Genomic DNA, 19,794 nt, shown 5'->3' with positions numbered 1-19,794 from the left:
GCAGATGGCTGCTCGTTTCTTGGCGGTGAAAAGGGGCGCAGCCGTTCGAATAAGCCTGGTACTTCAAGGGCGTATGAATGCTGGGAGGCATATCATGTCGGATTTGCATATCGGTGATGGATTGCACAAGGTGTTTTTGGCTGGCATCGGGGCACTGGCCACAGGCGTGGAGAAGGGCCAGGAGATCGTTGACGGCCTGGTTAGGAAGGGCGAGCTGACGGTCGAACAAGGGAAGATCTTCAATACGGAGCTCAAACGCAACAGGCAGAAGCGACCTGCCCCGGCCGAAGATGGGCCGCAGCCAGCTGCACCTGCTCCAGTCCTTAGCGCTGCGCCTCGACCTGCCGCTCCCGCTCCAGCCGTCGACATGCCCCGGCCTGAGGTTCATGTTGTTCCTGCTGCTCCTCTTCGTCATGACCAGAACCCCAAGGCGCCGATGCCAAATCGACGGACCGGTTTCATCCCCATCACTTCCAGTGATCCCATCGCAGGTCAACAGGGCTGATCAAGGTCAGCAGCCGTCAGCTCCGGTCGTCGGCACTGATGTGGCAGGGTTCGTCATATGGCCAAAATGATCCGAAGCGATAACTGTCCGGCAGCATCCACGGCCTGGTTTCCTGTCGCCATGCGCCGCATGTTCGAGGCTCCGGGGTCCACGCTTTTAAGGTGGGGCAGATTCTCTCCCTGTGCTTGCAGATTCTTCCTGAGGCCTCCTGCTGTGAGTTCTTCGAGTTGCGTGCCGACGCGGATTCTGCACCCTACGCCATGGTGACTGGTCCCTGGCCACCGGGCAAGACCGTCCGCTCGGCCAGATCTTCTCTGCGATTGACTCTGTGCCCCTTGGATCAGTCTCCTTGACACACAGGTGCATCGGGCCCTTAAGCGCCGGCGGCGCAACGGCGAGGCCTAAGCTGGGAGCCCGATCTGCACAGGGGCCGTCAATCGCTAAATCAATCGGCGAAGTCTTCGACCACGGCAGGATCCTCATGGTTCATGAAGGCTGATTTTCCAGTGTCCATGGACCGCAGACGGTCCATCTCCTGGTCGCTGAGCTGGAAGTCCCATATATCGAGGTTCTCGCGCATGCGCTCTCGGTGGGTGGTCTTGGGGATGACGATAACCCCGTCCTGGGCCAGGAATCGCAGAGCCACCTGGGCCGCAGTCCGGCCATGCGCCTGCCCGATCTCGGTCAGGGTCGGATCGGTGAACATCCCCTGGCGGCCTTCGGCGAAGGGGCCCCAGGATTCGATCCTGGTGCCGTACTTGTCCATGTAGGCGCGCTCCTGGGGGCGCTGGTGGAAGACGTGAGTCTCCAGCTGGTTGACGGCCGGGACGATTCTGTTGAACTTGACCAGGTCCACATACCGGTCGGCGTAGAAGTTCGAGACGCCGATAGCTCGCAGGACACCTTGCTCATAGAGGTCTTCAAGTGCGTGCCAGGCTGCGTAGTAGTCATTGAAGGGTTGATGGAGGAGGACCAGGTCCAGGTGGTCAGTGCCCAGCTTCTTCATGGATTCCTCTATTGAGGCCTTGGTCTTGTCATATCCGTAGTTGGTGATCCAGACCTTGGTAGTCAGAAAGATCCGGTCGCGGTCGATGCTGCTCTGAGCCAGAGCATCTCCGACAGCCTGCTCGTTTCCATAGATTTGAGCTGTATCGATGGCCCGGTACCCGGTTTTAAGCGCATCCAGGACCGAGCGACGGCACTCGTCCTGGTCGGTGATCTGGTAGACGCCGAAGCCTTCCATGGGCATGAGCACGCCGTTGTTGAGCTTGATGGACGGGACGGTGGTGGATGGATCATTCTGCATGGTATTGTGCTTCTTTCTTGGCAGGATTGCTTGGGCGGATCTGGCTCAGGGCAGGGTATGCCTCTATGTTCTGCTTGTTCAAGGATAAGACCTTGAAGCAGCTTGAAGTCAAGCCAGAAAAGCTCGTTCAGCCCTCCTTCGATGCTAGCGTGGATAGTGAAGTAGCTGATGGCTGGAGGCGATGATGGGGTCTAAAGCACGATTGGCCGGCAAGGTAGCACTAGGGCTGGGATGCGGAGTTTTGGGAGCCTGGTGCTGGGCTCTGGCCCCTGGCCTTTCATCGGTTGCGGGACGAAGAAAGCCTCTCGGCCTGTCCTCGCACCCCTATGCCCACAGGGGTCTGCACGATGCCGGCTCGGGTATGGAGACGACCAATCCCAACCCTGGTCAGACTGCCTACCTGCACCGTATCCATGACTGTCTGAAGATTGCGTCCGAAAGGCCCTTGGGCAGGCATGCCTCCGCTCCGGACAACCCTTATCGGGTGGTGGCGCCAGAGAATTCGCTGGCTGCTTTCGAGGCGGCCTGCAGGGCCGGTTACGGGATCGAGCTGGATGTCCATCTCAGCCGGGACGGCCAGGTGGTGGTCATCCACGATGGAGACCTGCAGCGGGTTGCTGGCGTCAATCGAGCAGTGGCTGATCTGACTTACGATCAGCTGCGGAGGGTGCCTCTGTGCCCAAGCCCAGCCCAGGCTCTTGAGCCCGGAGAAGAGATTTCGGGCTCTGCCGACCACGACGGTGGTCCCGAAAGAGAAGGAGGGGACGAAAGCCCCAGCGATCTTGAGATTCAGCATGTGCCTCTTCTATCTGAGGTGCTCGCTTTGGTGGATGGCCGGGTGCCGCTGATCGTCGAGATCAAGATGGACCAAGGCTTGGATGGCGAGCTTATGCGCCGAACTGATGCTCTCCTGTCCAGGTATCAGGGCCCCTATGTGATTGAATCCTTCAACGTCCTGGCCCTTGTCTGGTATCGGGTTCACCATCCCGGCATTACCAGGGGGCAACTTGTCGCCCCCTACCACGGCCGGGTGGGCACCTGCTCCTCGGCTCTGCGCTGGATGGCTGGATCCCTTCTCTTCAATTGGCTGGGGCGACCGGACTTTGTGGCCTGCGAGTGGCACAGCGGGCACTCACTGCCCATGCGTCTGTACCGGTTCCTGGGTGGAACGCCCATCGCCTGGACCGTCCGCTCCGAGCGCGCACAAGAGGCTGCCAGCTCCGACTTTGATGGGATCATCTTCGAGTCGTATCTGCCCGGGAGCTGAACCAGCTATACAGGCCTGAGGCCGCAGCGGCCAGGCCTATCGCCCAGAGTGCCATGATCAGGAAGTAGCCGTAGGGGAGAGGCACGACGCTCATGTCTATCTGGCCGGACAGCTGATGGAATATGACGGCCAGCACTCCCGCCATGGCCAGGGCTGAAAGAAGGATGGCCGAAAGAGCATCGATCACTGACTCCCAAATCGAAGAGCAGACCAATGTTCCACGTGAAACACCGGCGGCCTGCATCCTTCGGTTCTCCTGGCGGCGCTCATTGACTGCGATGGCGCATGCCTGGATCAGAAATATGGCCGTCAGGACGATGGCCCCGTTCACCATCTGGGGCATGGCCCGCTGCACCTCCTTTGACCTTTGGATGTCGGAACGAATGTACTCCTTCTTGGTGCAGGCCTTGATGCCCTTTTTATCCCATGAAGCATTGAGCTGACTGATCAGATCGCCTGTCCGAACACCTGGAGCGGTCCTGGCTAGGGTGGTCGATCCACTGTTGTCGGGCGCCAGTTGCGACAGGTCGGCATCCGTCATCAGGTATTCGCCCATCTGTCCTGTCGGGGTCATATCGACTACGGCGGTGATGGTCAGCGTATGGCTTTTGTCGTACCTGTCGATCAGGGTCAGCTTGCGGCCAATGGGGTCTTTCTCCTGAGTGCGGCCATTTGCTATGACGGCGATCTTGCCCGACCCCAGGTCCGCAGCTGAGCCCTCGATGAAGATCGGACTAATGGTATTGACGTCCTTGCCTGCTTTGTTGACGTGCATAGCCATGACGGAAGGTTCGTCATTGCTGCCGGCATCTTCCTTGTCTGCAGTTTTCCAGGATCCCTCGCTATAGGTGACGGCGGATTCGATGTCTGCAGTGGCTCGAAGCTGGCGCTCCAGGTCTCTTGGATCATTGCTCTTTGCATTGATCATGATTTCGGCAGTGACCGGCTTATACCGGCTTATGGCTTCTTGTGCCCAGCTGGACCGTCCCAGGGCTACAACTCCGGTCACGATGACCAGCATCAGTATGATCGGCACCGCGACGGCGGTGGAGCTCCGGTTTTCCTTCCGCGCCCTTTGCCGCGCCAGGAGACCTGCACCTCGGAAGGCCAATTGGAAGGGGATGCCGATCAGGTTGGCGCAGGCCGGAACCAGGACTGGGGCCAGGGCGCCGATGATGACGAGCAGACAGCCGGTTGAGGCCAGGATCTGGATTTCAATGTCCATGCCCTTGAAGCGGTGATAGACCATGGCCAGTCCTCCAGCCAGGGCAGCCAGGGCGATTATCAGGCGAAGAGGGCCGATTGACTTGGTTCCAGCTCGATTCTCCGAGTCCTGCAAAGCCTCGATGGGAGAGATCGCGGTAATTCTCCTGGCAGCGAACCAGGTTCCTAAGAGGCCTGCCAGGAGTATCCCCACGAAAGCGAAGATAATTCCCATGGGGTGGGGATGCGCGGTCATTTCCAGCGCTTCAAGGCCTGAGTTGATCAGAGACTTGGCGAATGCCGGCACCAGCAGGCATCCCGCCGAACTGCCCAGGAGGGCGGCCAAGCCTACCGGAATCATGAATTCCAGCAGGGAGATGAATCTTACCGTCCTGGGAGAGGCGCCGGAAAGCCGCATCATGGCGTACTCGCGACGGCGGCGCTCGATCAGGAACCCCACGGAAGTGATGACCAGGAAGATGGAAACGAACCCGCATATGCAGGCGTAGGTTATGGATATCTGTGAAGCGCCGTCTTGTAAGGACAGGGTCATAGCGCGGTCGTAGGAATTCATTGCGTGCGTATCTGGCATCCCGTCGCCCTTCCGAGCGGCAATGGCTACCTGGATCCAGGCGCTGGTAAGGGCCGAAGCGGCCATGACCGCCAGGACCATGACCGTGTAGGAGGACCGATGCTCATGCAGAAAGGATCGCACCAGGGAGGCCAGGCCAGGAGTGCGCGTCTTGGTTCGATCTGCGGTTTGCGAGCCGCCCCCGCCCATCGGTCCTGAGGCTCCGGTTCCTGTGATTGATCCACCTAGGGAAAGGGTCTTGCCCTCCATGGTGCGCTCCTTTCTCACCCTTGAATGCTGCTGTTCTTATTGCAACACCAGGCGAAGGCCCACTCAGGGTGTTTTCAGGGTCAGACCAGGGAAGAACCAGGGTGACGAGGAGCGATTAGACACTCCTGTGCGAGAGGTGGCTGCAAGAGGATGGGGATCGAGAGGATGGGGATCGAGAGGATGGAGGTCGGGAGGATCGTAGGCATGATGATCGGTCGCCAAGCTCTATGGCGTCGCAGAGCCAACAGTTTGCGTAGAGATGGTTCCATAGCGAACCTATTCCCGCTGACGGGGGGGAGGAAAGTCTAGCGTTCCTGACGGCGACCACGTTTTGCCAGCGAACCTTTGCGCGCAGACAGGGCAATCACATTACGAGCTAGTACAGGGCCCATGGCGCGGTTGCCCTGTCTCTGGATGACTGGCCCGCTTGATTATTGGTCTGCATAGATAATCAGCCTAGAGGGGCCTTATTGAATTTGGCTATGGTCGTGCTCACGCAGCACCCGTGGGACGTGTATAACGGCCATTGAAAAAGGACCCGAATCGCGGATGATTCGGATCCTCGGCAGAGATGGGGCGCATGCCCCGTCAGGTTGCTGGGTCAGTCGATGACGCCGTAAAGGCGGTCGCCGGCGTCGCCCAGGCCGGGCACGATGTAGGCGTGCTCGTTCAGTTTCTGATCGACTGCGCAGACCACCACCTTGAGGTTGATGGAGGAATCCATCTCCTCCTTGAGGCGATTCAGGCCCTCAGGAGCGGCAAGAATGTTGATGGAAGTTACGTCCTTGGCTCCACGCTCAGCCAGGTATTTGGTGGCGGCGATCAGGGTGCCGCCGGTGGCCAGCATGGGATCCAGCAGGAAGCACTGACGGCCGGAAAGGTCCTCTGGCAGACGGTTGGCGTAGGTGATGATGTCTAAGGTGTTTTCGTCGCGCTTGAGCCCCAGGAATCCGACCTCGGCCGTGGGCAACAGCCGGGTCATGCCGTCCAGCATGCCCAGTCCTGCGCGCAGAATGGGAACCACCATGGGTCGTGGAGAGCAGAGCTTCTTGCCCACCATGGGAGCGACCGGGGTTTCGATGGGGTGGTCTTCGATGTCCAGATTGCGGGTGGCCTCGTAGGCCTCCAGCATGACCAGTTCGCTGATCAGTTCGCGGAAGGTGTTGGAAGGAGTGTTCTTGTCCCGCAGTACGGTCAGCTTATGCTCGATCAGCGGGTGTTCCAGTACGTGAAGTTCCATACCTCTCAGCGTAGCTCAGCGGGTCGGCTTCTGGTAGCGATCGGCAAGCCATGCTGTCTTCGATTTGGGAATGGAAATGAAAACGCCGAACCATGCAAGCGCCTGTCGGCGCAAACGCCGCTCGAAGCGGCAACAAACGGAGCCCGGGGCTTAACCATGGTCCGGCGCAGTCCCCATTGTAGGGCATGCCTGAGTCTGATCCGGGCTCACGACGTGCTTACGCTTCCGGCTTGAAAGGTGACGAATTCTACTCCAGCCGTCCTCGCCGCCAGAGTGAGGCGCCACGCATGAAGTCACGGGCTGTCTGGTTGAGGGAGTTGACGGTGCGCTGCGCTGCGTCGACCTCCTTGGCCTCCTGATGGTCCAGCTGTCTGCTCTGGGCATCCCGGATGGTGGTCCTGATGCCGCGGGCGATCACGTCGCAGAATGCTCCGGCCCGTTCCAGGGCTATGGCGAAGTCGCCGGTGAAGGCTCCGGAGAGGATGGAGTCAGCGGTTCGGATGATGTCGTCGGCCTCCGGAGCCTGGTCAACGCCCGCGATGGCTGATGCAGCGGTGTCGGTGGGCTCGCCCAGCCGCCACAGACGACTGATTCCATCAGCGTCCCTACGCATCCAGCTGCGGAGCATGTAGAGCCGCCAAAGGATGCCCGGCAGGGAGTCAGGATCGCTGTCGCTCCAGAGCTCGGCCACTACATCCACGCCTTCGCGGTCTACCAGGGTCAGAACCCGTTTTACGATGGCGGGGTCGGCGCTGTGGTGGACCCGATCCAACAGGGAAGCTGCCGAAACATGGCTCATCTCGCTGATCTGCTGTGGATCCATGCCTCCGGAAAGCTGGTCGGCGATGGCTGGATCCAGCTGGCCCGGGCGTGAGGGTCGGGTTGTTCCAGTGCCGGAAGCTACGAATCCCGTGCGGGAAGAGCGGATCGAGGATGAGCCAATTCTGGAATTGCTGTCAATAGACAAGGGGAGTCACCTTCTGTATGTCGATGATGGTCGGATGATTGGGGTCGCCAGTCAAACTGAGGACAACGGCGTTGCCGGTGGGCATGAAGGGAGAGTCATCGGGCAGGCGTTTGGATAGCGATCCGCTGGAGCACAGCCCGCGCAGCTGCTCGAAGATCCCCCCTAGGACCGGGCGATGCATGCAGATCATAGTGGTTCTGTTGCTCGTCAGCAGGTCGGCCATCTGCCTGTCCAGCCAGCTGTGCGCCTGGTTGGGACGGCTGTGATAGGAGGATTCCGTCAGGCAGGCAGCCATCTGCACTGGCAGACCGACCTCATCGGCGTAAGGCCGCAATGTCTGCACGCAGCGGATCCAGGGGGAGGACAGGAGGTGGTCAGGCGCGAAGCAGGCCAGCTCACGTGCTAGAGCATAAGAAGTTCCGGCGCCCCTGGGGGTAAGAGGACGATTTGCATCCTTGCCCGTCCACTCCTTCCGGGCCACTGCCTTGCCATGACGAACGATGATCAGCTGACGAGCTCGGATGCCACCCTGCTCAACCCGATCCACGAAGGCATCCAGTATGGTTCTGTCGCTGGGGTGGGTCAACAGTCTGCGGGCTTCATAGGCTCCGACCCAGCGTATCTGGTCGACTTCCCTGGAATCAGGCCGGTGGATGGGTCCTAACAGTGCGCTCTGACCGGCGGCGTGTTTCGCGTCGGTCGGTGTGGCCATCCAGTAGCGAATATGCTTGAGTCGGCCGCCTTTGCTGCCCCGGCTCCGACCCTCGTTGTTCAGCGGGTATTCGGCATCCCCCAAGTATGGCCCTAGACGGACAAGACAGCCCGTCTCTTCGCCGACCTCTCGCACGGCCGTCCGTATGGGGGTTTCGCGATTCTCCAGCTTGCCCTTTGGCCAGCTCCAGTCGCCGTACTTAGGACGATGAACCAGACAGAGCTCCAGCTCATCGAGATCGGATCGGGGGCTGGCTCCTGGGGCCGCTCGGCCGTCGTCACTGAATTTCATCCATCCTTGGAAGTTTGTGCGCCACCGGTAGAGAATGGCTCCGGCTGCCTCGACTGTCCTGCTCATGGCCGAATGCCATCCTGATCATACGTCTCGGCGGCGAGCCCGTCGGCTTGAAGGCGCATCATTATCGCCTGGCCCTAGGGGTTCGGGTGTGACGGTCGATCAGATACTCCTGCGAGTCGACCAGAGGCCGGCCCTGATCGTCCCTGCTGTGGCGCTCGTAGGTGCCGTCGGGCCGCATGTGCCAGGAACTGGTGGTATCGGCCATCTGCAGATCCACATAGTCGATCAGCCCCTGCACCTGCTCAGGCGCGGTGATGCGGACCAGCGCCTCCACGCGGCGGTCCAGGTTGCGGTGCATCAGGTCGGCAGAACCTATCCAGACCTCCGGCCCAGCCAAGGGGCCCTCACCGATCTGGGGGCCCTGTGAGTTGGCGAAGGCGAAGATGCGGCTATGCTCCAGGAACCGTCCCAGGATGGAATGGACGCGGATATTCTCGCTCAGTCCAGGCACTCCCGGCTTCAGGGAGCAGATGCCGCGTTCCACGATGTCGATGCGAACCCCGGCCTGGCTGGCCCGGTAAAGGGCGTCGATGATCTTTTCATCCACTAGGGAATTGACCTTGATTCGTATCCAGGCAGGCTTGCCGTTGAGGGCGGTCTCCTCTTCGCGGGCGATCCGCTGCAGCAGCCCGGAACGAACTGTGCGTGGGGCTACCAGCAGGCGGTGGAAGGAGGATTTGGGTGCATAGCCTGACAGCTGATTGAAGAGCCGGGTCAGGTCCTGTCCCACCACCGGGTCGCAGGTGAGCAGGCCCAGGTCGGTGTACTGGCGGGCGGTCTTGGGGTTGTAGTTGCCGGTGCCTACATGGCAGTAACGACGCAGGCCGTCCTGCTCCTGACGGACCACCAGGGAAAGTTTGCAGTGGGTCTTTAGTCCCACGATTCCGTAGACCACATGGACGCCCGCCCGTTCCAGCTGACGAGCCCAGGCGATGTTGGCCTCCTCGTCAAACCGGGCCTTGATCTCGACTAGAGCCAGTACCTGCTTGCCGGCGTGCGCGGCATCCACCAGGGCGTTGATGATGGGCGAGTTGCCCGAAGTCCGGTAGAGAGTCTGCTTGATGGCCAACACTCGCGGATCAGCCGCTGCCTGCTCCAGAAAGGCCTGAACCGAGGTGGAGAAGGAGTCATAGGGGTGGTGAAGGAGGATGTCATGCTCGCGGATGGCGGCGAAGATGTCCTGGGCTTGACTGGATTCCACCTCGGCGATCTGCCGGTTGGTGGTGGGGATGAAGGGCCGGAACTTGAGGTCGGCCCGATCGATGGACTGCAGCTCGAACAGGACCGTGCAGTCCAAGGGAGCGGGCAGTCGATAGACCTCCTCCTGGTTGACTCGCAGCTTGCTGGCCAACAGCTGCGAGAGGAAGGGAGAAGCGGAGTCGGAGATCTCCAGGCGGATGGGCGGTCCGAACCGCCGCTGCATCAGCTCCTTCTCCATGGCGTTGAGCAGGTTCTCTGCGTCATCCTCTTCTACGTCAATGTCTTCATTGCGAGTGACGCGGAAGGAACGGGCCTCTTTGATGATCATGCCCGGGAAAAGGTATTCCAAGTGGGCGATGATCAGGTTCTCCATGGTGATGAACCCATAGCGTTCCTCCCGGCCCTCCTCGTCGGTCAGATCGTCCACAGGAACCAGGCGGGAGAGGTTGTCGGGAATCTTGACGCGAGCGAAGTGGGTCTTGCCTGAGCTTGGGTTCTCCACTAGGACCGCTAGGTTCAGGGAGTTTCCTGAGATGTAGGGGAAGGGGTGGGCAGGGTCGACGGCCAGTGGGGTCAGGACTGGGAAGACCTGGTTGCGGAAGAAGTTGGTGAGCCGTTCCTGCTCCTGGCTGCTCAGTTGCGTCCAGCTCAGCAGGATGATGCTTTCGGCGGCCAAATCCGGCAGGATGTGGTCGATGACATAGTGGGCGTGCTCGTTCTGAAGCTTGTGCGCCTGCTCGGAGATGGCCCTCAGCTGCTGACGGGGGCTCATTCCGCTGGCGGCAGTCACAGCAATGCCGGTGTCCACGCGACGCTTCAGACCAGCCACGCGGACCATGAAGAACTCATCAAGGTTGCTGGCGAATATGGCGGCGAAGTTGGCGCGCTCCAGCAGGGGCACGCTCTCGTCTTCTGCCAGCTCAAGCACGCGTTTGTTGAACTTGAGCCAGCTTAGCTCCCGGTCGAAATAGCGATCCTCAGGCAAGGGCGGGACCGGATGATCCGAGTGCCTGGATACATGCCGTGCCTTGCCGTCGGTCTCAGCAATATGCTCCGCGATCTGGCTACGTAGCAAGGCCTTGGAGGGTGCGTCAAATTTCTGAACCATACCATAGCACTTTATTCGCAGATGCAGTCCTCTGCAATTATCGATAAAGCCTGTGGATAAATAGGAACGGCCCCCGCAGGAGGCCGTTCCCGCAAGGTCGATTCGGTGGGAATCTCTGCACAACATCATCGTTGCAACGGTCAAGTCTTAATACACTCGTTCAACGTATCGGTCCTGGTGGCCATACACTTTGTGGGCTTCCGTGTTCTCGAACCTTCCTTGTATATGTCATTATGCCGGTTTTGAGACCAATGGCAAGCATGCCCATCGCGTTAGAGCGGAGAAGGCTGCCCGTTTGATCTTTTGTGTGATTTCGTGCATTTCGACAGGTCAAGTACGCCAGGTTTGAAGGAATCTGTTGTTTCTATGTGATTATCTGTGGCCTTCGCTCGGGCATGGAGCTGAAAATACTGGAGTTTCAGGCGTGTTGTGATATTTATTCATTCGTGAACAGAGGCGATGAAGCAATGTGGAGACATGAGGTCATTCGACCACATCAGCGCCGGGGGCTGGTGCTGTCGCCAAGGGGCGGGTGTGCTGGTAGCCATGACCGGAATGAGCATAGGCAGACCGCAGAAGATTATAAAAGTTGGCATGAGAGGGTGGAAGCCTGAATGGACTCCGCACTCCTTTAATTCAGTCGGGTCGCTCCCGGAGCATCGAGCGGGGAGGGCGACGGGTATGGTCCGACAGTTCGATCAGTCGGGATCGTCGGAACCTGGTTGCTTGCAGGATGAGGGTGCCGATCGGCTCGGGCGATCTTCCCTGTCCGATCAACGGATTGCAGGCCAAGATACGGGCATTGGGCGTAGCGGTTCAGGATCCGAATATGAGTCCGCCGTGACTGGACTGGTCTTTCTCTCGGCCTCGGGAGGGCTTGGGCTGACAACCATGACCGCGCTGATGGCCAAACAGCTTCAGGACATGGGCCTGTCATGCGCTTTGGCAGATCTGGACCTGGATAGCGGAGGGATGGATGTACTTGTCGGTATTGAGGGGGCGCCTGGCATGCGTCTGGGGCGAATTCGAGCTCCCTTGGGCCGAGTGGATCCGCAAGCTCTCCATGAGGAACTGCCGATCTGGGATGGCATCCCGGTGCTCAGCAACGATCCCTGGAGCGCCCCTCCACAAGGCTGGTGGGACGTGGATGCAGCAGTCAGCGCAATGGCTGGATTTGCTGATTTGCTGTTGATTGATGCCGGTCGGGGCCGGGGTCTCGGCAATCTGCGCTCGCTGAGAGGAATGCCTTCGCTGTTGATGGTGGACATGACCGTGCTGGGGCTTGCACGGGCGAAGGCACTTCTCCATGCGCTGAAGAGCCGCAGAGGTGCTGGTGATCGAGACCAGAACAGTCAATTGATCGCCTGCAGACCCCCTATGGCTGTGATTGGGATGATGCCCATCCAGCACTGGGTCAGTCATGGCGTCGACCCGGAGGAGGCAGAGGAGTTCCTGGGTCGATCGCTGGACGCGGTTCTCAAGCCGCAGCCGAACCTGTCGGCATCCGTCTTGGATGGGCGTGGTCTGGAGCGGGTGCCGCGCGCATACGTCCGTGCTCTTCACCCCCTGGTGGAGCGGATCGCGCGGATGATAACTGTCGGCGAAAGAGAAGGAGATCAGATCTCGCCTCACGAATCGATTCGGTCCAGGACTGTCAGATGATCACAGGGAATGGGGGACGCGTTGAAGGTCCATTCTGTGATGGCGATTCCGCTCAGCCTCCTACTTTCGGGTACTTGGATGGACTGGTGAGCGATCCTGCGGTGACTGACATCGCCGTGACCGGGCAGGGCGATGTCTGGATCGATCGAGGCGCAGGCATGGAGGAGGTCCTGCTCCGGCCTGGGTTCACAGGCCCTCAGGCTGTAAGGGACTTTGCTGTGCAGTTATGCGCTCAGTTGGGACGTCGCCTGGACGATGCTCGTCCCATGGCCGACGCTTCCAGCAGAGAGGGGATCCGAATTCACGCCGTACTGGCCCCGCTTGTTCCCGAGGGCGCTGCTATCTCCATCAGATTGCCCAACAGGCATCCGCCCGGTCTGGATGAGCTAGCTGCTGCGGGGCTGTGCCCCGCCAGCTGGCTCTTCATCCTTCGGGCGCTGGTGATCAACCGAGCCAGCATCCTGGTGACCGGAGGCACGGGTGCCGGCAAGACCACGCTGCTGCGGGCCCTGCTGAGTATGTGCCCGCAGGAGCAACGGCTGATCGTCGTGGAGGAAGTTCGCGAGCTAGGTCGTATTGCCGGTCATAGGAATATGGTTTCCCTGGCTGCCAGAGAGTCGAACGTTGAAGGAGCAGGGGGCGTTGGGCTGGTCGATTTGGTCAAGGCCACACTGCGCATGCGGCCAGATCGGATTATCTTGGGCGAGTGCCGGGGAGAGGAGATAGCGGATTTGCTGCGGGCCTTCAACTCTGGTCATCGGGGAGGCATGGCGACTTTGCATGCCGACAATGTGGAACGCGTTCCCTCCAGGCTAGCGACTCTGGGGCTGCTGGCGGGGCTGCAGCCGAGGGCTCTGGCAGCTCTGGCACAGGGGGCGTTTGATGCTGTTATCCATCTGGAACGTTCAGCAGGTCATAGACATATTGCCCAGATTGGTCGACTGACAACCGCTGCCGATGGTCGGCTTCTTGGAGAGGCTGTCTGCACTTGGCCTGGCCGAGGGGCTGCTGCATATGGATCGGCTTGGTCAGGGTTCGCCAGGCGGTGGGGCATTGTGACCAGCGTCCCGGCGCGCGCAACTATGGCAAAGGAGGATCATGGGTGATGAGACTGCGGTCTGGCTGACTGCGATGTTGACGACTATTGCCGGTCTGGCCCTGCTTCCGCCTAGCGGCGTCGCGACCACAAGACTGAAAGTCATGTCAGTCAGATCCTCTGCACGGTCAGATCGGCTCGGCCTGGCGGGGCTGATCACTTCCCTGCTTGCCTATGTTGATAATGGGGGCGGACTGGTAGAGGCCTTCGAGGAGGCATCCGGGCGGCGGTTCGCCACTCGGGAGGTCACATGGGAACGTGTCATGGCCATGCTGGAGAGTCGATGCTTACCCAAGGAACGAGGAGCGACTCTGCTGATTATGGCCCAGGCTTTGATGGCCTGCTATGGGCTCAGCGCCATCCTGGGCTGCCGGGCCTCGGATGGGCTGCGGGCCGTGGAGGCCATGCAGACGCGGCGGGTGGCTCTGGATGAGGCCCGGGAAAAAGCCTTCGCTGTGCCCAAAGCCACGATCCGCCTCCTGTCGATCTTGCCAGTGTTGACAATCATCATGGGAGAATTCATGGGTGCACGACCGATGGCCTTCCTCTGTCGCCCAGGTCCAGGAACCATATGCCTGATCCTTGGAGTGGCCTTCTATGTTCTTGGCATGGTTTGGATGCACCTGCTGATGAACGATCTGGGCAGGGAGGATCTATGGATCTGAAACCGCTGATTGCCGCAGTGTCGACCATGCTGGCCATCCTGCTCGTGGAATTCGACGGCTTGGGTGAGCGATTAGCCGATGAGCAGGTCTTCACCCCGCCCTTGAGCCTGGTATTGGCTTTGCTAAGGGTCGCTGTTCGTCAGGGGGCCTCTCTGCCTAGGGCCCTGAGTGTGGTTGGCGGGCTGCTGCCAGGTCCTTATGGGCTTCGAATGGTTCGCGTGGCTCACCTGCTCGGACGTGGCAACGGATGGGCTCTGTCCTGGTCGGGAGCGATCGGCGATCCTGATTACGGGCGGTCCATGCGGATTCTGGCTGACTGTCTGGAGCCGTCCTGGCGTTTGGGATCATCGCCCCTGACGCGTATCGACACGACTATGCGCCGGCTGGATCACCATGTTCGCAGCGTACTGGCACGGGCTACGGCGACGGTCACTGTCAGGTTGCTGGTGCCGACCGGGCTGTGTATTCTGCCCGCTTTCGTGCTGATCGGAGTCATTCCCTGCATTGCGGCCTTTGTGGGTGGGATGTCCTGAGGGTGTGGAGCTCTGGTGGGTTCAGTTGTCCACAGGTTGCCGATGCAGGTCCGCTCGACCACATGTATCTGACAAGACGGCAGAGATGGACCGGACCGAGCACAGTTAAAGGTACCGGATGCCGATTCCCTGAGGAACAGTCGTCCGCTGGGGTGGGGAAACAAGGAAAGACAAAGGTGAGAACGATGACACATACACAGGAGATTGCTACAGTCTTCCATCTGCAGACCAGACAGGCAGGAGGCCAATTGGTGCCGACTGCGACATGGCCTGCCGCAGATGCCGGATTCCGGTGGCTTCAAAGAATGCGGCAACGTTCCAATCGTTTCATGGCGGCTTTGTACGTTCGCATCAGCCGGGCTGTGGACTCTGGAGTGCGTGCCTTGCATGCACGGCTGAGCGTAGTACTGGCAAGGCCTGAATCGGGGGCCATCACTGCTGAATACGCTGTGATCATGGTGGTTGCCGCCACGCTGGCCGGAGTGCTGCTGGCCATTGTCAAATCCTCCTCTACGCGCACTTTGCTGATGGGCTTAGTGAAGAAGGCGCTCAGTGCCGTCGGCTGAAAGAGGGGCCGAGCGGAGACGACGGTGGCGATCCGATAACGGCACAGTAACGGCCGAGTTCGCCATCGTTCTTCCCGCTGTTATGGTCCTCGCTCTTTTACTGCTGACGCTGACTCAGACGATCAGGATCGGCATGGTCTGTCAGGATGCGGCCAACGCAGCTGCCAGGGACCTGATCGTCACCCAGGGCAAGGGCGATTCCCGAGAGCTGGTGAGCCGGATGGCCGGGCCGCATGCCCAGGTGCGGCTGAGCTCGTCAGCTGGGCAGACGGCAGTTAGAGTGTCATGTCCAGTGGTTTCCGGCCCAATGGGCGTGCTGCCTGCACAGGTCCATGGCGATGCCGTGGCCATATTGGAGGAATGAGTCATGCCTGGACATGTCAGAAGGACGCGCGTCGAACGTACCGGTTCATGGGTAGGGGGTTCTGATCCGGGCTCCGGCACGGTTCTGGGCATCATGCTGATGGTTCTGGTCGGCCTAGGGCTGGGTTTGGCGGTACTGCTGGGCAATCTCATGATCTGCCGGACACGTGCGCGTACCGGTGCCGACGTCTCGGCGCTGGCTGCAGCTTCCGCCCTGGACGAAGGACAGACGCAGCCCTGTGCTCTGGCTTCCCGGGTCGCTCGTCTCAATCGTGGGGTCCTGACTGACTGTCAGGTGGATGGAGGCGATGTGAAGGTCTCGGTGGGGGTAGAGACCGGGATCCCTATGATGCCCCGCCTGGTCCAGTCTGCCCGGGCAGGCCCCGAACCTTGTGGATGAGCGAAGGAAGCGGGTTGGGAAGCCTTGGGAAGGAAAGCGAACGTGTCTAAAGAAATGGATAGCCTTGAACCATGGCACTAGCACTCTATCGGCGGTATCGGCCTGACACTTTTGACGGCATCATCGGTCAGAAGCAGGTCACGGTGCCCCTTACCCGAGCTCTGGATGAGAACCGGCTGACCCATGCCTATCTCTTCTCTGGTCCCAGAGGATGCGGAAAGACCAGCAGTGCCAGGATTTTCGCTCGTTGCGTCAACTGCGCCAAGGGTCCGACCAGCCATCCCTGCGGCGAATGCGACAGCTGCAGGGATCTGGCCACGGGAGGCCCCGGTTCCATTGATGTGGTGGAGATTGACGCAGCCAGCCACAATGGCGTTGACGATGCCAGGGAGCTCAGGGAGCGGGCAGGCTTCGCCCCTGTGCGTGACCGCTACAAGATCTTCATTTTGGACGAGGCTCATATGGTCACCCAGCAAGGATTCAATGCCCTGCTGAAGATCGTCGAGGAGCCGCCGGAACACGTCATGTTCATCTTCGCTACCACAGAGCCGGAGAAAGTGATCGGCACTATCCGCTCCCGCACCCACCACTACCCCTTCCGCCTAGTGCCTCAGGAAGTCATGGGGCCCTACCTTGAGGACATTTGCGAAAAGGAGAGCATCAAGGCCGAGTCCGGTGTGCTCAGGCTGGCCATGCGGGCCGGAGGCGGATCGGTGCGTGACACCCTTTCCGTCTTGGACCAGCTCATGGTAGGCGCTGACGAGCACACCATCACTTATAATGCGGCGGTAGCGCTGCTGGGGTTTACCCCAGCAGCGCTGATCAGTGAAGCTGTGGACGCACTGATTGCCCACGATGGAGCCGGACTCTACGGTGCCATTCAAAAGGTGGTCGTCGGCGGGTTCGAGTCCCAGCGCTTTGTCGAGGATCTGCTGGCCCATGTTCGCGACCTTCTGGTTCTCAAGCTGGCGGGGGATCGGGCTGAAAGCGTGCTCAGCGGGGATGCCGACGACGACCAGGTGACCAACCTGCATCGGCAGGCGGATGCTTTGGATCTACAGGTCCTGACCAGAATGGCCGATATCATCAACGATGCACTGGCGGGAATGAACGGAGCCACCTCGCCTAGGATGCGTTTGGAGTTGCTGGCTGCCAGGCTGCTGGCAATCGGCTGCGAGCCTATGGAGCAGGCACCGGTCGCAGGGGCAGCTTCCGTCGATGCGTCGGCTTCTGCGCCAACCCGCAGCGGGTTCATTGGCGCCGACAGGGCTCAGCAGAATGGCCGGCAGTCCAGAACGACGCAGTATAGTCATGCCGATGGCGCTGATGGCCCCGAACAGCCTGGCAGGGCAGGCTCGTCGTCTGCTGCAGCGCCCGCCTCCTTTGCAGGGCCGCAGCCCGTAGCCGGTTCTCGTTCCGATCCCTCCGCTAAGGGCCTGCAAGCCAGCGACGGGCAGTCGGCTCCTTCCAGCTCCCGCCCTGTCCAACCCGAGCGCATGGAAGCCCCCTCCTCGCCGACTCGACAGCCAGGGGGGCAGGCCACGCCATCCAGTCCTTCCGAATCCGCCCGGTCTGCGGAGCCAACTGGGACTGCACGGCAGAATGTTGCGCAAGGGCAGGAAACCGAGGTGCCGACCGGCACGGAACTGGATAAGCGCTGGGATGCCTTGGTGGCTGCCCTGCCGGATGAGGTGCGCCAGTATGTGGTGCGGGACCGGGTGCCTACCGTGGCTATGAAAGCGGATCCCTCCGGTCGCCAACGGCTGTCCATGACCTTCGATCGTCCGCTCAGTCAGCATGCTTTCGCCATGGCCGTGGCTGCGCAGTCGGTTGACGGGGAGACCAAGGTGCCTCGTATTGTCATGGTCCGCGCTCGCCAGGAGTTCGGACAGGCCACCATGATCGCCCCGTCAGGGACGGCTGCCAACGGTGAGACGGTGGAGTCCGTTAACAGGATGTCTCCCCAGCGTCGGGCAGAGGTCAAGAAGGAGGTGGCTCTGGCACGTGCTGGCTTGGCCACTATGAATCTTGGAGCGGCGGTCATGCCTCATGCGGCCACGGAGCAGGGGCATGCCCCTAGGGAGATGACGGCCTCGGCTGGTCATGATGGTGAGACTGGAACTTCGGCATCGGGCGGAAGGTCCACCCCTGGAGAAGCTCCAGACGACGGAAGCTCCGACGATGCTCACCACCCGGTCGGCGGGCCTGTCCGGTCATCCCCGGAATCGCTGCCTGCTGCGGGCTTTGGCTCTACCGCTTCTACAGTATTGCCGGACGATGATCCGTGGGCCCGCCCTATGCCATCAACTCATGCGCCACAAAAGGCCTGGCAGTCCGGTGAGGGCAGCGACGGACCCGCTGGTCGGAAGGATCATGAGCCTAAAAAAGTGGCTTTGCCGGATATGAGCGATGACACGGATCCCTGGGCTCTGCCTGATTCCGGAACCACCTCAGTAGCATCCACAGAGCTCTCCGGCAGTCAAGATTCCGACAGTCAGAGCCGCGGAGCTTTGGATGAGGGGCTTGCAGTTGCGAAGTCGGTTGATTCGTCTGGTCTGGGAAGCGTCTCGGCTGCAACCCCTGATCCGAGATCAGAGATCGGGTCGGTTCCCGAAGACGCGGGGGTGGCAACCGGTCACGGTTCGGGTACCGCCGGGAAGCCGGATGAGTCAATGGCAAAGGCCTCTGTGTCTGAGGACAGGAGGATGCCTGCAGGCTTCGCTAGTCAGACCTCCGGCGGGCCCGATCAGGCTGGGGCATCGTCTGCTGGAGTCGTCTCAGAAGCTGCGGGGCCTTCCGTGGATCCTGAGGACGATGTCTATTCCATGGACGATGCCAGGCTTGGGGCAGACAATGCCATGGACCAGGATGAACTGACCAAATTGTTTGATGTGACCAAGGTGGAGGATTTTGCTGCTGATGACCCGCAGAATCCGATCAACGTGCAAAGGCGTCGACAGGAGCACGCGCAACGACAGGAAGGTGAATGATGGCTGCAACCTATGATGGAGCCATTCAACAGCTGATTGATGCCTTTGCCCAGCTGCCGGGGATTGGTCCAAAGGGTGCGCAGCGCATTGCCTTCTACATTCTGGGAGCTGATCGACGCAGCGCTCAGGACCTGGCCGATGCCATTGTTGCAGCCAAAGAGAAGGTTCGGTTTTGTGAGATATGTGGCAATGTCTGCGAGACCAGCCCATGCCCCATCTGCCAGGATCCGCGTCGTGACCGCAGCATCATCTGCGTAGTCGAGGAACCCAAGGACGTCATGAGCATCGAACGAACCGGAGAATACCGGGGTCTCTATCATGTGCTGGGCGGGGCCATCGATCCTATGTCCAACGTCGGGCCGGGCGATCTGCGCATTCCCGAGCTTTTGAAGCGGTTGGGCACGAATCAGGTCAAGGAGGTCATGCTAGCCCTGGATCCCAACATCGAAGGCGAGGCCACCACTACCTACCTGGGACGGCTGTTGGGTCCTCTGGATCTGCGGGTCACCAGGCTGGCCAGCGGTCTGCCTGTCGGCAGTGATCTGGAATATGCTGACGAGATCACCCTCGGCCGGGCGATTTCCGGCCGTCGCGACCTTCTTTAGGGCTGGCCGTCGCCGAGCCATGGCTTTCTTCGCTGCTGCTCTTTCGCGCTTCGGCTTTGGATCAGTCTTGCCGAGGTCGGTTTTTTCGGGATCCTTGTCGATGACGGTTCCGGCAAGCAGCCGTAGGGTCGCCTGTCAGACCATTTCCCGCCTTCTTCGGTTACGCAAAGGCAGCATGCCTTGCAGCCCGGGTTTGTGCCGGTCTGCG

At 60.5% G+C, this 19,794-nt stretch carries 17 protein-coding genes and 1 pseudogene; 12 read left to right on the top strand and 6 right to left on the bottom strand.

Annotated elements, in window-relative coordinates:
* Positions 1-94: 94 nt before the first annotated feature.
* Together DKK75_RS08165 and DKK75_RS08070 are read left to right on the top strand one after the other, a co-directional pair.
* A pseudogene (locus DKK75_RS08165) lies at positions 95-346 on the top strand (phasin family protein); the annotation flags it as partial.
* Between the two features lie 320 nt (positions 347-666).
* Positions 667-858, top strand: coding sequence for a hypothetical protein (locus DKK75_RS08070; RefSeq protein ID WP_146208634.1), 192 nt, complete (start codon positions 667-669; stop codon positions 856-858).
* A 92-nt stretch (positions 859-950) separates the two neighbouring features.
* Here the strand turns inward: DKK75_RS08070 and DKK75_RS07345 are convergent, their stop codons facing one another.
* Positions 951-1,811 (bottom strand): aldo/keto reductase, encoded by an 861-nt coding sequence (locus DKK75_RS07345; protein ID WP_110452759.1) that lies wholly within the window; start codon positions 1,809-1,811, stop codon positions 951-953.
* 181 nt (positions 1,812-1,992) lie between these two features.
* Between DKK75_RS07345 and DKK75_RS07340 the strand changes: the two genes are divergently transcribed.
* Positions 1,993-3,078 carry a glycerophosphodiester phosphodiesterase family protein gene (locus tag DKK75_RS07340; RefSeq protein ID WP_110452758.1) on the top strand — a complete coding sequence of 362 codons (1,086 nt, stop codon included), beginning with the start codon at positions 1,993-1,995 and terminating at the stop codon, positions 3,076-3,078.
* Here DKK75_RS07340 and DKK75_RS07335 read toward each other — a convergent pair.
* The 5 genes from DKK75_RS07335 to DKK75_RS07315 all read right to left on the bottom strand — a co-directional run bounded on the left by DKK75_RS07335 (position 3,047) and on the right by DKK75_RS07315 (position 10,706).
* Positions 3,047-5,122: an ABC transporter permease gene (locus DKK75_RS07335; RefSeq protein ID WP_110452757.1), complete on the bottom strand. Its 2,076-nt coding sequence runs from the start codon at positions 5,120-5,122 to the stop codon at positions 3,047-3,049. The genes DKK75_RS07340 and DKK75_RS07335 overlap by 32 nt on opposite strands.
* Before the next feature lie 601 nt (positions 5,123-5,723).
* On the bottom strand, positions 5,724-6,362 hold the full coding sequence (upp, locus tag DKK75_RS07330; RefSeq protein ID WP_110452756.1) for a uracil phosphoribosyltransferase: 639 nt from the start codon (positions 6,360-6,362) through the stop codon (positions 5,724-5,726).
* Positions 6,363-6,609: 247 nt separating this feature from the next.
* Positions 6,610-7,305: a thymidine phosphorylase gene (locus DKK75_RS07325; RefSeq protein WP_181414517.1), complete on the bottom strand. Its 696-nt coding sequence runs from the start codon at positions 7,303-7,305 to the stop codon at positions 6,610-6,612.
* A gap of 13 nt (positions 7,306-7,318) precedes the next feature.
* Positions 7,319-8,398 (bottom strand): NUDIX hydrolase, encoded by a 1,080-nt coding sequence (locus tag DKK75_RS07320; protein ID WP_110452754.1) that lies wholly within the window; start codon positions 8,396-8,398, stop codon positions 7,319-7,321.
* A 61-nt stretch (positions 8,399-8,459) separates the two neighbouring features.
* A complete protein-coding gene (locus DKK75_RS07315) occupies positions 8,460-10,706 on the bottom strand; it encodes an RNA degradosome polyphosphate kinase (RefSeq protein WP_110452753.1) in 2,247 nt (748 codons plus the stop codon).
* A 726-nt stretch (positions 10,707-11,432) separates the two neighbouring features.
* On the opposite strand from DKK75_RS07315, the gene DKK75_RS07310 reads away from it, so the two are divergent.
* From DKK75_RS07310 to recR, 9 genes are all read left to right on the top strand, one after another.
* Positions 11,433-12,368: an ATPase gene (locus DKK75_RS07310; protein WP_146208632.1), complete on the top strand. Its 936-nt coding sequence runs from the start codon at positions 11,433-11,435 to the stop codon at positions 12,366-12,368.
* A complete protein-coding gene (locus DKK75_RS07305) occupies positions 12,365-13,474 on the top strand; it encodes a CpaF family protein (RefSeq protein ID WP_110452751.1) in 1,110 nt (369 codons plus the stop codon). The genes DKK75_RS07310 and DKK75_RS07305 overlap by 4 nt, the downstream gene beginning before the upstream one ends.
* A complete protein-coding gene (locus DKK75_RS07300; protein WP_110452750.1) occupies positions 13,467-14,129 on the top strand; it encodes a pilus assembly protein in 663 nt (220 codons plus the stop codon). Before DKK75_RS07305 ends, DKK75_RS07300 begins: the two co-directional genes overlap by 8 nt.
* Positions 14,120-14,662, top strand: coding sequence for a pilus assembly protein (locus DKK75_RS07295; protein ID WP_110452749.1), 543 nt, complete (start codon positions 14,120-14,122; stop codon positions 14,660-14,662). Before DKK75_RS07300 ends, DKK75_RS07295 begins: the two co-directional genes overlap by 10 nt.
* 185 nt (positions 14,663-14,847) lie before the next feature.
* Positions 14,848-15,228: a DUF4244 domain-containing protein gene (locus DKK75_RS07290; protein WP_258333198.1), complete on the top strand. Its 381-nt coding sequence runs from the start codon at positions 14,848-14,850 to the stop codon at positions 15,226-15,228.
* The gene (locus DKK75_RS07285) at positions 15,215-15,592 is read left to right on the top strand and encodes a TadE family type IV pilus minor pilin (RefSeq protein WP_110452748.1); all 378 of its coding nucleotides are present in this window, start codon (positions 15,215-15,217) and stop codon (positions 15,590-15,592) included. The genes DKK75_RS07290 and DKK75_RS07285 overlap by 14 nt, the downstream gene beginning before the upstream one ends.
* A gap of 3 nt (positions 15,593-15,595) precedes the next feature.
* A complete protein-coding gene (locus tag DKK75_RS07280; protein WP_110452747.1) occupies positions 15,596-15,991 on the top strand; it encodes an Rv3654c family TadE-like protein in 396 nt (131 codons plus the stop codon).
* A 71-nt stretch (positions 15,992-16,062) separates the two neighbouring features.
* The gene (locus DKK75_RS07275) at positions 16,063-18,981 is read left to right on the top strand and encodes a DNA polymerase III subunit gamma and tau (RefSeq protein WP_110452746.1); all 2,919 of its coding nucleotides are present in this window, start codon (positions 16,063-16,065) and stop codon (positions 18,979-18,981) included.
* Positions 18,981-19,586 carry a recombination mediator RecR gene (gene recR / locus DKK75_RS07270; RefSeq protein WP_110452836.1) on the top strand — a complete coding sequence of 202 codons (606 nt, stop codon included), beginning with the start codon at positions 18,981-18,983 and terminating at the stop codon, positions 19,584-19,586. Before DKK75_RS07275 ends, recR begins: the two co-directional genes overlap by 1 nt.
* Positions 19,587-19,794 lie beyond the last annotated feature (208 nt).

Origin of the sequence: Bifidobacterium asteroides (assembly GCF_003202695.1) — a bacterium.
GTDB classification, from domain to species: Bacteria; Actinomycetota; Actinomycetes; order Actinomycetales; family Bifidobacteriaceae; genus Bombiscardovia; species Bombiscardovia asteroides_G.
This window is presented reverse-complemented; position numbering and strand designations above follow the sequence as displayed.